This is a genomic window from Streptomyces ureilyticus (assembly GCF_011045025.1).
GTDB lineage: Bacteria > Actinomycetota > Actinomycetes > Streptomycetales > Streptomycetaceae > Streptomyces > Streptomyces ureilyticus.
The window spans coordinates 13,445-27,665 of the sequence record NZ_JAAKZX010000069.1; the positions used below are offsets into that span (position 1 = coordinate 13,445).

Annotated in this window: 14 protein-coding genes; 7 read left to right on the plus strand and 7 right to left on the minus strand. The window is 69.9% G+C overall.

Annotated features, from left to right (window positions below):
- Positions 1-66: 66 nt before the first annotated feature.
- From G6048_RS22005 to G6048_RS22015, 3 genes are all read right to left on the minus strand, one after another.
- Positions 67-948, minus strand: a complete 882-nt coding sequence (locus G6048_RS22005) for a ribonuclease BN (RefSeq protein WP_165341300.1) — start codon at positions 946-948, stop codon at positions 67-69.
- 3 nt (positions 949-951) lie between these two features.
- Positions 952-2,310, minus strand: coding sequence for a hypothetical protein (locus G6048_RS22010; RefSeq protein WP_165341301.1), 1,359 nt, complete (start codon positions 2,308-2,310; stop codon positions 952-954).
- Positions 2,311-2,441: 131 nt separating this feature from the next.
- A complete protein-coding gene (locus G6048_RS22015) occupies positions 2,442-3,101 on the minus strand; it encodes an HdeD family acid-resistance protein (protein ID WP_165341302.1) in 660 nt (219 codons plus the stop codon).
- A gap of 241 nt (positions 3,102-3,342) precedes the next feature.
- On the opposite strand from G6048_RS22015, the gene G6048_RS22020 reads away from it, so the two are divergent.
- Positions 3,343-3,990, plus strand: coding sequence for a potassium channel family protein (locus tag G6048_RS22020; protein ID WP_165341303.1), 648 nt, complete (start codon positions 3,343-3,345; stop codon positions 3,988-3,990).
- The gene (locus G6048_RS22025; RefSeq protein WP_165341304.1) at positions 3,987-5,411 is read left to right on the plus strand and encodes a DUF2252 domain-containing protein; all 1,425 of its coding nucleotides are present in this window, start codon (positions 3,987-3,989) and stop codon (positions 5,409-5,411) included. The genes G6048_RS22020 and G6048_RS22025 overlap by 4 nt, the downstream gene beginning before the upstream one ends.
- Positions 5,412-5,644: 233 nt before the next feature.
- Here the strand turns inward: G6048_RS22025 and G6048_RS22030 are convergent, their stop codons facing one another.
- The 4 genes from G6048_RS22030 to G6048_RS22045 all read right to left on the minus strand — a co-directional run bounded on the left by G6048_RS22030 (position 5,645) and on the right by G6048_RS22045 (position 9,153).
- Complete coding sequence (locus G6048_RS22030; RefSeq protein WP_165341305.1) at positions 5,645-5,842, minus strand: hypothetical protein; 198 nt, start codon at positions 5,840-5,842, stop codon at positions 5,645-5,647.
- Between the two features lie 125 nt (positions 5,843-5,967).
- Positions 5,968-6,543, minus strand: coding sequence for a hypothetical protein (locus G6048_RS22035; RefSeq protein WP_165341306.1), 576 nt, complete (start codon positions 6,541-6,543; stop codon positions 5,968-5,970).
- A 17-nt stretch (positions 6,544-6,560) separates the two neighbouring features.
- On the minus strand, positions 6,561-8,189 hold the full coding sequence (locus G6048_RS22040) for an MFS transporter (protein WP_165341329.1): 1,629 nt from the start codon (positions 8,187-8,189) through the stop codon (positions 6,561-6,563).
- A 304-nt stretch (positions 8,190-8,493) separates the two neighbouring features.
- Complete coding sequence (locus G6048_RS22045; RefSeq protein ID WP_206341934.1) at positions 8,494-9,153, minus strand: hypothetical protein; 660 nt, start codon at positions 9,151-9,153, stop codon at positions 8,494-8,496.
- A gap of 147 nt (positions 9,154-9,300) precedes the next feature.
- Between G6048_RS22045 and hemL the strand changes: the two genes are divergently transcribed.
- The 5 genes from hemL to G6048_RS22070 all read left to right on the plus strand — a co-directional run bounded on the left by hemL (position 9,301) and on the right by G6048_RS22070 (position 14,221).
- Positions 9,301-10,617 (plus strand): glutamate-1-semialdehyde 2,1-aminomutase, encoded by a 1,317-nt coding sequence (gene hemL / locus G6048_RS22050; RefSeq protein WP_165341307.1) that lies wholly within the window; start codon positions 9,301-9,303, stop codon positions 10,615-10,617.
- Positions 10,614-11,288, plus strand: coding sequence for a histidine phosphatase family protein (locus tag G6048_RS22055; protein WP_165341308.1), 675 nt, complete (start codon positions 10,614-10,616; stop codon positions 11,286-11,288). The genes hemL and G6048_RS22055 overlap by 4 nt, the downstream gene beginning before the upstream one ends.
- Positions 11,289-11,446: 158 nt before the next feature.
- A complete protein-coding gene (locus tag G6048_RS22060) occupies positions 11,447-12,742 on the plus strand; it encodes a polysaccharide deacetylase family protein (protein WP_165341309.1) in 1,296 nt (431 codons plus the stop codon).
- Between the two features lie 66 nt (positions 12,743-12,808).
- The gene (locus tag G6048_RS22065; protein WP_165341310.1) at positions 12,809-13,450 is read left to right on the plus strand and encodes a TlpA family protein disulfide reductase; all 642 of its coding nucleotides are present in this window, start codon (positions 12,809-12,811) and stop codon (positions 13,448-13,450) included.
- 6 nt (positions 13,451-13,456) lie between these two features.
- Positions 13,457-14,221: a cytochrome c biogenesis CcdA family protein gene (locus tag G6048_RS22070; RefSeq protein WP_165341311.1), complete on the plus strand. Its 765-nt coding sequence runs from the start codon at positions 13,457-13,459 to the stop codon at positions 14,219-14,221.

The window sequence follows — 14,221 nt, forward strand, 5'->3', positions numbered from 1 at the left end:
CCTCACCCGATGCGGGTGAGCGTGCGGCAACCCAGTGGCCGCGGTTGACGCGCTCCGACGGCCGGGTCAGGGGGCGATCTCTCCACGGCCGCGGGGTGCGGCGGCCGACCGGTACCAAGTGGTCGAGGCGACGTACTCGCCGAGGGCCAGGCCTGAGACGGCTACGAGGAAGACGGCGATCAGCCAGGAAAGGAAGGTGAAGACGGGGCCCAGGGGGCCGAACTCGTCCAGGCTTCGCTCCATGGCCGCGGGCACCGCCAGGCGGGCGGCCCGGCTCAGCAGGACCGTACCGGACCTGGCCAGCAGCGCTCCCGGCAGCAGGCTCCGCCAGCCGATCCGGCCGCCCAGCAGCAGATGCTGGGACCACCACCACAACAGCGTCGCCGAGAGCAGAGACAGCACCAGCGCGGTCACCGGGCCGGCGCCGAAGCCGCTGCGCAGCGGCGCCTGGAGCAGGAGGAAGCCCAGCCAGACGACCAGCCACAGCAGCCAGCGCCAGACCGCGGTCCGCACCGGGGCACGCGGCAGGCGCCAGCACCGCTCGCACACCGCCTGAAGCGCCCGGCTGAACGCCGTGGCCGACACCAGTGTCACCACGACGCCCACGGCTCCGGCGGCGTCCCGTGGTGTGCCGGTCGCGGAGAAGACCTGGCGCAGTTCGTCGAGGGTGTCGCCGCGCACCCCCAGAACCGCACGGAGGGAGTCGGCCAGCAGGTCCTTCATCCAGCCGGGGGCGAACGCCGCGACGGTCATCAGCAACGGAAGTGCGGTGAGGAACGCCTGCGCGGCGAGCCGTACGGAGCCCTCCACGACGTTGAGGGCCGACAGGCGGGACAGCAGCCGGGCTGCGGCTCCGGACCGCAGGGCCGCCGATACCCGCGCGGCCCTGTGCCTGCGGGACGCCGGGTGCCTGCGGGCCGTGCGTCCGGGGCCGGGCTTCCCGACCATGGCTCACGGGGCCGCCCGTTCCGCCGCCTCCTCTGCTGCCCGGTCGGCCGGTCCGGCGGCCGCCGCGAGGATCGCCAGGATGATCAGGACGGCCAGGGCGATGCCGAGGACGAGGGCCACGGCTCCGACCGTGGGGTGGTTCCAGAGCACCAGAGCCAGCGCTCCCGCCGCGATGACGACACCCGTGGTCCATGCCCGGTGGTCTGTCAGCCAGCGTCCGGTGGCCCCGGTGCGCAGTCCGGCGCGGCGCACCCCCCGGCCGGCGGCCGTCGTGCCCCTGTCCGCCGCCGTGCGGACGGCGCGGGCTGGACGTCCGGGACCGTACAGGTACGCCACCAGTGCCGTGACCACCGCGACGACCAGCAGCGTGCGCGTGCTGTCGCGCAGGAACCGGACGAACGTGTCGTAGATCGCTGCCGCCGCGTCGGTGGGCAGCGTCGTGGGCGGGACCGAGTCCAGATAGACCCGTCTGACCACGGCCAGCGTGACGAGCAGCACCACCATCATCACGCCGACACCCGTCGCGGTGATCATCAGCATCACCCGGTGTGCCGGAGCGGTCCACACGGCGAGCGCGGCGAGCACGACGGTCAGGACAGGCAGCCAGGTGCCGAGGATGTCCAGCAGTCGCATCATGTCCTGCGCCTTGCCCAGTTCCTCGGTGTGGAAGAGCGTGATCGTCCGGTCGGTGTCCGGGATGGCGGCGGCCTTGTCGAAGCCCGCGTCGACGAGCCGCTCCCGTACCTCGTCGACGACCGCCCCCACGTCCAGTCGGACGGTGTCGCCCTCGGCGCGGACGGCACCCTCCCTCTCACCGGTGAGCATGTTCACCACCGCGGCGTGCGACCGTCGGTTGGCGCCCTCCCACACCTGCTGGAAGGCGTCGCTGGTGATCACGCGGGTCACGGTGCGGTCCACAACGGTCCTGACCGCGTTGCGCAGCGGACCCTCGAGGGACTCGGCCCCCTCCACGACGCGGGGTGGTGCCCCGGCGTCCTGGAGGACCCGGGTGAGAGAGTCCGTCACCGCCTCGACGTCCACGTTGTCCACCACGCGGTCCGTGAGCCGGTTGATCACGACCTCCTGCACGGGCGGCTCGGACGCCAGCGGCGCGACGGTCTCCACGTACCTGTCGGTGTCGGAGACCGTGTCCTGGACCCAGGCCGCGACGACGGCCAGGGGCGCCAGCAGCAGGGCCAGCAGGAGGAGGACGGAGGAGCCGGCCCGGCGTACCCGCCGGTGGCGCACCGCCGCGTGCCGGCGCAGTCGCTCGTATTCCGCTCGCTCCTCGGCGGTCATGACGTGTTTCTGGTGCGAGGCTCCGCCGGAGTCCGGCGAATCCGGGGGCGCGGCCGGGTTCATGGGTGCTCCTTATCCCTACGCGCCGTTCCGGCCGCGACGGTCGCCGCTCGGAATGACGGTGTGGAGGGGGACCGGCCGGTTCCGGTGCATCTGACGCGCCCGCCGGAGCGGCGGGGGTGCGGTGTGCGGTGTCATGCTGTCTCGCCGGGGGCGTGCGGCCCCGTGGTGTCTGTCTTTCGGAGCGCGGCCCGCCACGCGAGGGCGACCGCCGCCTCGGCCAGGGCGAGCAGGACGAGCCACAGGCCGAGCAGTCGGGTCAGGGCGCGGGCCGACTCGGCCGGCAGGGCGAGCACCACGATCCCCGCGACGATGCCGAGCACCGCGGTGCCCAGGAGGACGCCACGGTGCGGCAGGTCCTTCGTGGCGAGGGCCGTGTAGAGGGTGAGGATGCCGGACACGAGCCAGACGAGCCCGACGATCAGCGAGAGCGCGGTGATGGTCTGCAGTGGGTTCCGCAGGCACAGCACCCCGGCCAGGACGTACAGCACGGCCAGGAGCAGCCCCGGGAGCCGTTCGTGCCCCTCCCGCGCGAAGGCGGCCACGAACCGGAACGCTCCGGTCACCAGCAGGTACAGGCCGATGAGGACCGCGAGGACGTGCAGGGTTCCCTCCGGCCAGACCAGTATCAGGACGCCCGGTACCAGCGTCGCGACGGCCGAGCCCAGGAGCCAGGTCCATGAACGGCCTAGCCGCCCAAGTGTTTGCGCGGGGTCGTCCAGCGGACCGGGAGCCGTCCCGTCGGGCTCGTGTTCCTGCCCGGTCCGCGATGCCGGACCGTGCGGCATGGTCATGGCTCCTCCTCCCGTGATGGGTGGTCGCTCCGTACCGCCGGCGGGGCGGTGTGTGATGGGGCGGTGTGCGAGGACCTGACCCGTTCCAGGCTCACGCCTGTCACCGGGTGCCGGGGTCACCCACCACGGGTGATCCGGCGACGCCGCCGTGGCGGTGAGGTGGGAATCTCCCGGTGCCCGGTGCCCGGTGCCCGGTGCCCGGTCCATCGGCCTTCCGGCCGGACGGAAGAAGAGACACGAGATGAGCGATCCGAGCACTGCCCGGACGGACCGCGCCCAGTCCAAGTCCGGGCCGGACGCGCACCGGCGGCGCCTTCCGCTCCGCCCTCGCCGGTGGGCGGCGGTCGTCGCCGTCGCCCGTGCCGTGCTCATCGCCGTCGGGCTCGTCATCGCCTACTACCTGCTGCCCCTGGACGAGCGCGGTACGGCTGGTGCGTCGGTGCTGCTCGGGTGCGGCCTGGTGGCGGTGCTGCTGGTGTTCGGGTGGGAGGTGCGGGCCATCGCGCGCTCGACCCACCCGCGCCTGAAGGCTGTCGAGGCCCTGGCCGCCACGCTGGTGCTGTTCCTGGTCCTCTTCGCCGGCGCCTACTACCTGCTGGACCGCTCCGCCCCGGGCTCCTTCAGCGAGCCGATGACCAGGACGGACGCCTTGTACTTCACTCTGACCACATTCAGCACCGTCGGCTACGGGGACATCACGGCACGTTCCCAGACCGGGCGAGTGCTGACGATGCTGCAGATGGCGGGAGGGCTGCTGCTCGTGGGCGTCGCCGCACGGGTGCTGGCGAGCGCGGTCCAGGCGGGGCTGCGCCGACAGCGCCGAGGGCCGTCGGCTCAGCCGCGATCCGGTACAGACGCCGGCAGACCGGACCGGGAGGCCGGACCGTGACCGTACCCAGCGCTTTCACCGCGTCCCTGTCACCGGCCGAGCGAGCTGCCTACGGCAGGAACGCGCGCAGACGGGCGTCGCGTTCGTGCCACGGCTGGTACGAGACGGCGCCACGGCGACCCGACCCCATCGAGGTGATAGAGCATCAGTCGGCTGACCGCGTACCGGAGTTGGTGCCGATCCGCTACGGCCGCATGCTCGAGTCGCCGTTCCGCTTCTACCGCGGCGCGGCCGCGATCATGGCAGTGGACCTGGCGCCCCTCCCCAACACCGGGCTCCAGGTGCAGCTCTGCGGGGACGCCCACCCGCTGAACTTCCGGCTGCTCGCTTCGCCGGAGCGTCGTCTGGTCTTCGACATCAACGACTTCGACGAAACGCTGCCCGGGCCGTTCGAATGGGACGTCAAGCGGCTGGCGGCCGGTTTCGCGACGGCAGCCCGCGCGAACGGCTTCTCGCTCAAGGAACAGAACAGCACCGTGCGGGCCTGCGTGCGGGCGTACCGGGTCCGGATGCGCGAGTTCGCCGGCATGCGCACCCTGGACATCTGGTACGCCCAGGACGACGCCGACCGCCTGCGGGAACTGCTGGCTTCGTCGAACGACAAGTCGCTGGACAGGGAGGCCAGACGCCGCACCGCCGAGGCCACGGCTCGGGCCCGCACGCGTACGCACCTCCGGGCCTACGAGAAGCTCACGCACGTCACGGCCGAGGGCCGGCGCATCGCACCAGACCCACCGCTGATCACTCCGCTCGGCCAACTGCTGCCCGCCGACTCGTCCGAAGCCGGGCAGGAGAAGGAACTCCAGACCCTCCTGGACGGGTACGCACGAACCCTGCCGTCCGAACGCCGGCACCTGTTGCGCCACTACCGCCTGGTGGACATGGCCCGGAAGGTGGTCGGCGTCGGCAGCGTCGGTACGCGCTGCTGGGTGCTGCTCCTGCTCGGCAGGGACGACGACGATCCCCTTCTGCTACAGGCCAAGGAGGCCCAGGAGTCGGTGCTGGCCGCACACACGGGGGGCGAACGCTATGACAACCAGGGCCGCCGGGTGGTGGCCGGACAGCGCTTGATGCAGACGGCCGGCGACATCTTCCTTGGCTGGACGCACGTCGTGGGCCTCGACGGGCAGGGCCGAGATTTCTACGTTCGCCAACTATGGGACTGGAAGGGCATCGCACGGCCGGAGACCATGGGACCGCGCCTGCTCTCCCTCTTCGGACGGCTGTGCGGGGCATCCCTGGCACGGGCCCACGCCCGCTCGGGCGATCCCGTCGCCCTCGCCGCCTACCTGGGCGGCAGCGACCGGTTCGACCGGGCGCTCACCGGGTTCGCCCAGTCCTACGCCGACCAGAACGAGCGGGACTCGGAGGCGCTGGAAGCCGCCTGCCGCTCCGGCAGGATCAGGGCTGAGCGGCTCTGAGGACCTTTGCCCGGTCACCACGCGAGGTCGCCCGGCGTCAATGAGGACGCGTCAATGAGGAGGCAAGGGCAGGGGAGCGTGTGCCCCACGGCGCCTGGGCGGGAGCATCGCAGTTCCAGGGGTATTCCGGCACGGACACCGCCATCAGGACATGTGCACAGTTTGCCGTCCAGCGGGCCGGCCGGTTGCTCGTGGCCCTAGGAGTGATGCGGTATCGCACACCGCCCGGTCCGTCACTCCGGCACCTGCCGCATCTCCATGACGCGCAGTCCCAGTGACTGGCAGCGCGCCAGCAGCCCGTACAGGTGCGCCTCGTCCATAACAGTGCCGAACAGGACGGTCTGACCGGACATCACCACGTGGCCCAGCTCCGGGAAGGCTTTGGCCAGCGTTTCCGACAGGTGACCTTCGACTCGGATCTCGTAGCGCATGAGCTGTCCTCCCCTCGGCTGCCTGGGACAGGTGGACGGGGCACTTCCTACGATCGTCCGCTTCCTCCCTCCTTCGGGCCTCACCCGGTACAGGTGACCCGTCGCCCGGCGATGGAAGCCACAGATCAATGCTTCAGAACGATCTTGAAGATGACGATCAGCAGGCCGAGCAACAGGTTGATGGATGCGGTGGCGGCCACAAGCCGCCGCGAAGCACCGGCGCGGCGTGCCGCGGCCACGGACCAGCCCACCTGGCCGGCCACGGCGACGGAGAGAGCCAGCCAGAGGGCACCTCGCACGTCCAGGCCCAGGAGCGGGCTGACGGCGACCGCGGCGGCGGGCGGGACGGCGGCCTTGACGATCGGCCACTCGTCACGGCACACGTGCAGCACGACACGGCGGTCCAGAGCCTGTTGCGACAAGCGCGCCCCGAACAACTGGGCATGCACATGCGCGATCCAGAACACCACGCCGGTGAGCAACAGCAGCAGCACCAGCTCGGTGCGCGGGAACTCGCCCAGCGTTCCGGCGCCGATCACCACGGAGGCCGCGAGCATGGATCCGTAGACGCCGCCCGTGTAGTCCGCGCGGGCCCGATGCTCGGCACGGCGCTCGGCACGGCGCTCCCCGCGGGCCGTGGTCGGGCCGGTCCCGGACTCGGTCCTGGCTCTGGTCCTGGTCCTGGTCCTGGTCCTGGACACGGTGACTCCCTCCGGACTCAGCGCGTCGATCCGGTCGCCCCCGCCGCAGCATCGGTGTCCGGCTGCCGCGGACGGCTGTCCCGGGCGGTCGGCAGGTGCGGACTGACCAGGAAGCTGGCGAGAGCGATACCGCCGGTGGCAAGGATCGCCGCTTTCAGGCCGTCCAACTGCGCGGAGGCGTAGGAGTCCGCGACGGCGTCGACCTCGGACTGCGGCAGCCCGGCACGCTCGGCCGCCGAGCGCACCTGATCGGTGGAGACGAAGGCGACCCCGGCCTGGAGAGCGATACCGACCTGCTCACGGGTCTCCTCGGACAGCTGCGGGTTGTCGTCCACCTGCGTGGTGAAGGCGTGGGCCAGCGCACCGATGAGGATCGACCCGATGAGCGCGGTGCCCAGCGCCGAGCCCAGATTCTGTGCCGTGAACTGGAGCCCTCCGGCCTCACTGCGTTCCTCGTCACCGACGCCGGACTGGACGACGTTGCCCAGTTGCGAGGCGAGCAGGCCGACGCCCACGCCCAGCAGGGCCATGGCTCCGGCGAACTGCGCGTCGTCGATCACCGGGTCGATGGTGGCCAGCAGCCACACGATGGCCGCCACCAGGGTCGCCAGGGCCAGTCGGACCACCCTGCGCGGCCCCCACACCCGTCCCAGCGAGGACGCGGAAAGAGAGGTCACCAGCATGGTGGCGGACACGGGGAGCAGGCGCAGCCCCGTCTCGAAGGCGTCGAATCCCTGAACCACCTGCAGGTACAGCGGGATGGTGAAGAAGAGCCCCAGCAGGATGATGTTCTGGCTCAGCAGTGTCATCAGGCCGGACCGAAGTACGGGTCTGCCCAGCAGGGACAGGTGCACAAGGGGGTCGGCGCCCTGGTGCTCCCGCCGTCGCTCCCAGTGCCGGAAGAGGGCCAGGACGGCCGCCCCGGCGCCGACGACGAACAGCGTCGGGGCGAAGCCGAAGACGGTGAAGGGAGGGTTGCGGGGCTGCACCCATCCCCAGGTGCTGCTCTGCAGCACCCCGAGCACGCCCAGCCCCAGTCCGGCCGCGGAGAGCACCGCACCGACGCCGTCCAGCCGGGGACGCGGGCCGGTCGGGGCGGGCGTCGCGATCACCCGGCGGCACAACAGGACGGCCACGACGACCACGACCTCGCCGGCGAAGACCAGCCGCCAGGTCAGGTACGTCGTCACCCAGCCGCCCAGCAGCGGTCCGACCGCGATCCCGGCGCCGGCGAGCCCGCCGATGACCGCGTAGGCGACGGCCCGGTCCTTCCCGCGGTACGACTCCGCGACGAGGGCGGCCATGGCCGGCAGCACCATGGCGGCTCCCAGGCCCTCGATGACGGACCAGCCCAGCGTGAGGACCCACAGAGTGGGTGCCACGGCGGTCAGGACCGACCCCACGCCGTAGACGACCAGCCCCAGGAGGAACATGCGACGACGCCCCAGGATGTCCCCGAACCTGCCGCCGATGATCATGAACGCCGCCATGACCAGCGCGTACAGAGTGATGACGGCCTGGATGGCGGTGACCTCCGTGTCGAAGTCCTCGACCAGCTGACTGATGGACACGTTCATGACGGAGGTGTCCAGGACCATCAGGAACTGAGCCGTACCGAGGACGATCAGAGCCCGCCAGTGCTTCACGCTGTCCACCTCGCCGAGTCGGCCGGTACGCCGGCGGAGTCGGCCGGGCAGTGGCCGGCACACGCCCCGCCGCTCCTGCCCATCGCATCCGAAGTACGCGCCTCGCGCCTCACCCGCCACGGGGGAAGGGCAGCACTCTTGTGATGCCCGGCCGGTGGGGAGCGTGGGCGCCGAACCCTCTCACCGACGCGCGTTCACAGCAGCCGGAGGTCGCGCGCGGCGCACCGCGTCGCCTGACGGCCCCGCTCCGGCACTGAAAAGGGCGAGGCCCGAAGACCTCGCCCGCTACCAGCGAAACCCCAGATCAGGGCCACACAAGGCAGTACGGCTGATGCCCCGCCTCATGCAGCCGATGGCTGAAGTCCTGCCACTCGTGCAGCAGTTGGTACACATTGAACGCGTCCCGCGGTCCGCCCCGGTCCGGGACCGTCGACCAGATGAAGGCCGCCGCGCCGACCGCTTCCTCGCCTATTCCGCGTAGGGGATCTACGACCGTCATGGGGAGCTTGACTACGGCGTAGTCCGGGTGAAGGACTACGAGTTCGAGCGGAGGGACCTTGTTCAGCGGTACACCCTCTATGCCCGTGAGGACCATCGCGGCCATCGTCTCCGGCTTGATCTTCGTGAACATGCCGTTCATGCCGAGCTCGTCGCCGCCGAGTTCCTCTGGGCGCATGGAGATGGGGACGCGAGCGGCTGTCGCGCCGTCCGGGGCCCCGAAGTATTTGTACGTCACCCCCACCCGGCCACCATTCCTGCTCCCTGCCCGTGAGGCGTCGATCCGACGGATCCCGTTGAGGCCGTCGATCCGCTCGCCCGGCTCGGGCTCACTCTCCGTCTGCCGTACCTCGCGGGTTTCGCGTGTCTCGGCCGCCGCTTCCGCCTCGCGCCGGTGCCTTCCCCGTTGGGCACGCCGAGGACCGAGGTCGTCGGTCCCCTCGCCCAGTCCGCCACCGCGATGCATATCTCCACCCGACTGCTTATCTAAGGTGCGCCATCTCCGCCACGCAACCCGATCATCATGTCAGTGACCTCCCCCGCGACCGCGCGCCGAAACGTGCGTTGAAACACCTGTCCGCAGGATCTTCGAGGCCTCTGACACCATGGCTGTGTGAACTATCCGTACGAATACGACGCCCCAGTTTCTCATGCTCTTTTCGACCGTGCGGCGGCCGTCACACCCGGCGGCGTGAACTCTCCCGTGCGAGCGTTCAGCGCCGTGGGTGGTACGCCCCGGTTCATGGTGTCCGGCACCGGTCCGTACCTGACCGACGCCGACGGAAGGGAGTACGTGGACCTCGTCTGCTCCTGGGGGCCGATGATCCTCGGCCACTCCCACCCGGAAGTGATCGCGGCGGTCCAGGCCGCCGTGGCTCGCGGTACGTCCTTCGGTACGCCCGGTGAGGGCGAGGTCGCGCTCGCCGAGGAGATCGTCGCCCGGGTCGAGCCCGTCGCCCAGGTCCGGCTCGTCTCCAGCGGCACCGAGGCGACCATGTCCGCCATCCGTCTCGCCCGCGGCTACACGGGACGGGCCAAGGTGATCAAGTTCGCCGGCTGCTATCACGGGCATGTGGACGCCCTGCTCGCCGCCGCGGGCAGCGGACTCGCCACGTTCGCGCTGCCCGACACCCCCGGCGTCACGGGCGCCCAGGCCGGGGACACCATCGTCCTCCCGTACAACGATCTCGACGCCGTGCGCGAGGCCTTCCGCGCCCACCCCGGCCAGATCGCCTGCGTGATCACCGAGGCCTCGCCCGGGAACATGGGCGTCGTGCCGCCGGAGCCCGGCTTCAACCAGGGGCTGAAGGACGCCTGTGCGGACAACGGCGCGCTGTACATCTCCGACGAGGTCATGACCGGGTTCCGGACCAGTAAGTCCGGATGGTTCGGAATCGATGGCGTACGTCCCGATCTCATGACCTTCGGCAAGGTCATGGGCGGCGGCTTCCCGGCCGCGGCCTTCGGCGGCCGCGCCGACGTCATGGCGCACCTCGCGCCTGCCGGGCCCGTCTACCAGGCCGGCACCCTCTCCGGGAACCCGGTCGCCACCGCCGCCGGCCTCGCCCAACTGCGGCTCCTCGACGACGCGGCGTACGAGAAGGTCGGCGCGGTGTCCGAGCAGCTCCGTACGCTGGTGTCGGACGCGCTCACCAAGGAAGGTGTGGCGCACCGGGTGCAGAACGCCTCGAGTATGTTCTCCGTGTTCTTCACCGACCGCCCCGTCAGGAACTACGAGGACGCGAAGGCGCAGGAGTCGTACCGCTTCACCGCCTTCTTCCACTCGATGCTGGCGCAGGGCGTCTATCTGCCCCCGTCGTCCTTCGAGTCCTGGTTCGTCTCGACGGCGCACGACGAGCGGGCGGTCCAGCGGATCGCCGACGCCCTTCCGGCGGCGGCACGGGCAGCAGCGGAGGCCACGGCAGCATGAGTGACATCACCGTCGTACACGTGGTGCGGCACGGCGAGGTCGCCAACCCGGACGGGATCCTGTACGGGCGCCTGCCCGGCTACCACCTGTCCGAGCTCGGGCTGCGGATGGCCGAACGGGTCGCCGAGCACCTCGCCCCCCGGGACATCACGCACGTCGTCGCCTCCCCGCTGGAGCGGGCGCGGGAGACAGCCACCCCGATCGCCGAGAGCCACGGCCTCGACCTCGCGACCGACCGCCGGCTGATCGAGGCGGGCAACGTCTTCCAGGGCAAGACCTTCGGCGTCGGCGACGGCGCGCTGCGACGGCCCGAGAACTGGAAGCATCTCTTCAACCCCTTCAAGCCGTCCTGGGGTGAGCCGTATCTGGAGCAGGTCGTACGGATGATGGGGGCGCTGGACGCCGCCAAGGACGCGGCGCGCGGGCATGAAGCGGTGTGCGTCTCGCACCAGTTGCCGATCTGGATCGTGCGCAGCTACGTGGAGCGGCGGCGGCTGTGGCACGACCCGCGCAAGCGCCAGTGCACCCTCGCCTCGCTGACGACCTTCACCTACCAGGACGACAAGATCGTCTCCGTCGGCTACAGCGAGCCCGCCCGGGATCTCGTACCCGCGCATCTGCTGGCGGGGGCGAAGCCGGTCAAGGGCAAAGACAAAGCCTTCGGCGCGTAGGCGACGGATCATCACGCCCTCTCGTTCCATTTCCTCTGTAACAAGTTCATCCCCGTCCCGCACGGGAATTGTGACGCGCTTTCCAGCAACCCCCATGTTCGTCGCGCCCTCTAATCCGGTGTCATCCGGCATGGAACAGCGCGACGAACGGGGCGGAAATGCGCCACATCACACGACGGGGAATGCTGGGACTCGGAGCCGGTGCTGCGGCGGCTGTGGGACTTGCGGGCTGCGGTACCGAATTGGAAAACGGTTTCGGCAGTGACAAGGGTTCCGAAAAAGACTCCGGCAAGGACAAGGGCAAAGGGAGCACCGACCGTCCCATAGGCGACGGCTCCACTGCCTACACCGGCAAGCAGCCCCGCCAGCCCGCCAAGCCCGAACCCCTCGAACCCGGCCAGACCCCGCCGCAGTTCGTGGTGTTCTCCTGGGACGGTGCCGGAGACGTCGGCAACGGACTCTTCGAGCGGTTCCTGAACCTCTCCAAAGAGCACGACGCACACATGACGTTCTTTCTCACCGGGCTGTATCTCCTGCCCGAGTCGAAAAAGCGCAAGTACCTTCCGCCGAACAATGCGCCGGGCGCCTCCGACATCGGTTATCTGACCGACGACCACGTCAAGTCGACGCTGAAGTACATACGGCAGGCCTGGCTAGACGGCCATGAGATCGGCACGCACTTCAACGGCCACTTCTGCGGCGGCACCGGCACCGTCGCCAACTGGACGCCCAAGCAGTGGCGCAGCGAGATCGACCAGGCGAAGTCCTTCGTCAAGGAATGGCGTACGAACACGGGCTGGACCGATCTGCCCGCGCTGCCCTTCGACTACGAGAAGGAACTCATCGGCGGCCGTACGCCCTGTCTGCTCGGCCAGGAGAACCTGCTGCCCACCGCCCGCGAACTCGGCTGGCGCTACGACGCCTCCTCGCCCGGCGGCCGCCAGCAATGGCCCGGGAAGAACCAGGGCCTGTGGGATCTGCCGCTCCAGTCGATCCCGTTCCCCGGCCACACCTTCGAGGTCCTCTCGATGGACTACAACATCCTCGCCAACCAGTCCCTCAACTCCACCAAGGCCCCGCCCGCCAACTACCCGGGCTGGCGCAAGCAGGCCACCGAGGCGTACATCGCCGGATTCAAGCGGGCATACGAGACGAATCGCGCGCCCCTCTTCATCGGCAACCACTTCGAGGACTGGAACGGCGGCATCTACATGGACGCCGTCGAGGGAGCCCTGAAGCACATGGCCGGCAAGAAGGACGTACGCCTCGTGTCGTTCCGGCAGTTCGTGGACTGGTTGGACGTACAGAAGCCGGAAGTGCTCGAGAAGCTTCGGGCGCTGGATGTCGGGCAGGAGCCGGTGGGCGGCTGGAACGCATACCTCGGGGATGTCGCCGCGAGCCCCTCGAAGGGAGCCGAGCAGGGAGCCGAGGGAGGGTCCGAAAACGCGGCCTGAAATGCGGGTTTCCACCCGTGAGGGGGGTGCGCAAGATCCCCGGAACGGACATGCGAAACTTTTCACATGAGTGCCGCAAGCCACGACCCCCAGCGCTCGAACCGCACCCGCCCGTCCAGTCGTACGCGTAGTCGCGCCGCCCTGTTCACCAGCGGGGCCGCCGTCGCGGCACTGGTGCTGACCGCATGCGGGTCGGGCGGAACGTCCGGAGGGTCGGGCAACACCGGCTTCGTCACCGGCACCGACGGCATCGCCTCCGTCGAGAAGGCTGAGCGGGCAGCAGCCCCCGAGCTGTCCGGCAAGACCATCGACGGCGAGCAGCTCGATGTCGCCGACTACAAGGGCGACATCGTCGTCCTCAACGTCTGGGGCTCCTGGTGCGGGCCCTGCCGCCTGGAGGCCAAGAACTTCGTCAAGGTCTCCGAAGACCTCAAGGACCAGGGCGTACAGTTCGTCGGCATCAACACCCGCGACACCAGCACCAAACCAGCGGTGGCCTTCGAGAAGGAGTACGGGGTCACCTATCCCAGCCTGTACGACCCGACGGGCAAGCTCATGCTCCGCTTCGAAAAGGGCACGCTCAACCCGCAGGCGATCCCCTCCACGATCGTCATCGACCGGGAGGGCAACATCGCCTCGCGCTCGCTGCAGCCGCTCAGCGAGGAGACGCTCCGCAAGATGATCAAGCCGATCCTCGCGGAGAAGTGACCGCTCGTGTCCCTCCTCGCCGCAGCCACAGACAACAACGCCACCATCGTCAGCGGGGCCCTGCTGCTCGCCCTGCCGGTCGCCATGTTCGGCGGCCTCGTGTCCTTCTTCTCGCCGTGCGTCCTGCCGCTCGTACCCGGCTACCTCTCGTACGTCACCGGAGTCACCGGCACCGACCTGGCCGAGGCCCGGCGTGGGCGCATGGTCGTGGGCGCCTCCCTCTTCGTGCTCGGCTTCACCGCCGTGTTCGTCTCCGGCGGAGCGCTCTTCGGCTACTTCGGCTCGACCCTGCTGGAGCACCAGAGCACCCTCTCCAAGATGCTCGGCGGGCTCATGATCCTCATGGGCATCTTCTTCATGGGCCTGATGCCCTGGCTCACCCAGCGTGAATTCCGGTTCCACAAGCGGCCGGTGACGGGACTGGTGGGTGCCCCCGTCCTCGGCGCGCTGTTCGGGATCGGCTGGACGCCCTGCATCGGCCCGACCCTCGCTTCCGTGCTGGCCCTCTCTTCCAGCCAGGCGAGCGCGGGCCGCGGGGCCATACTGACCGTCGCGTACTGCCTCGGCCTCGGCGTGCCCTTCGTGCTCGCCGCTGTCGCCTTCCGCAAGGCGCTCGGTGCCTTCGGCTGGGTCAAGCGCCACTATGTCTGGGTGATGCGCATCGGCGGCACCATGATGATCCTGACCGGAGTGCTCCTGCTGACGGGCGCGTGGGACCGCCTCGTGCAGGAGATGCAGGTCTGGTCCAACGGCTTCGTCGTAGGGGTCTGA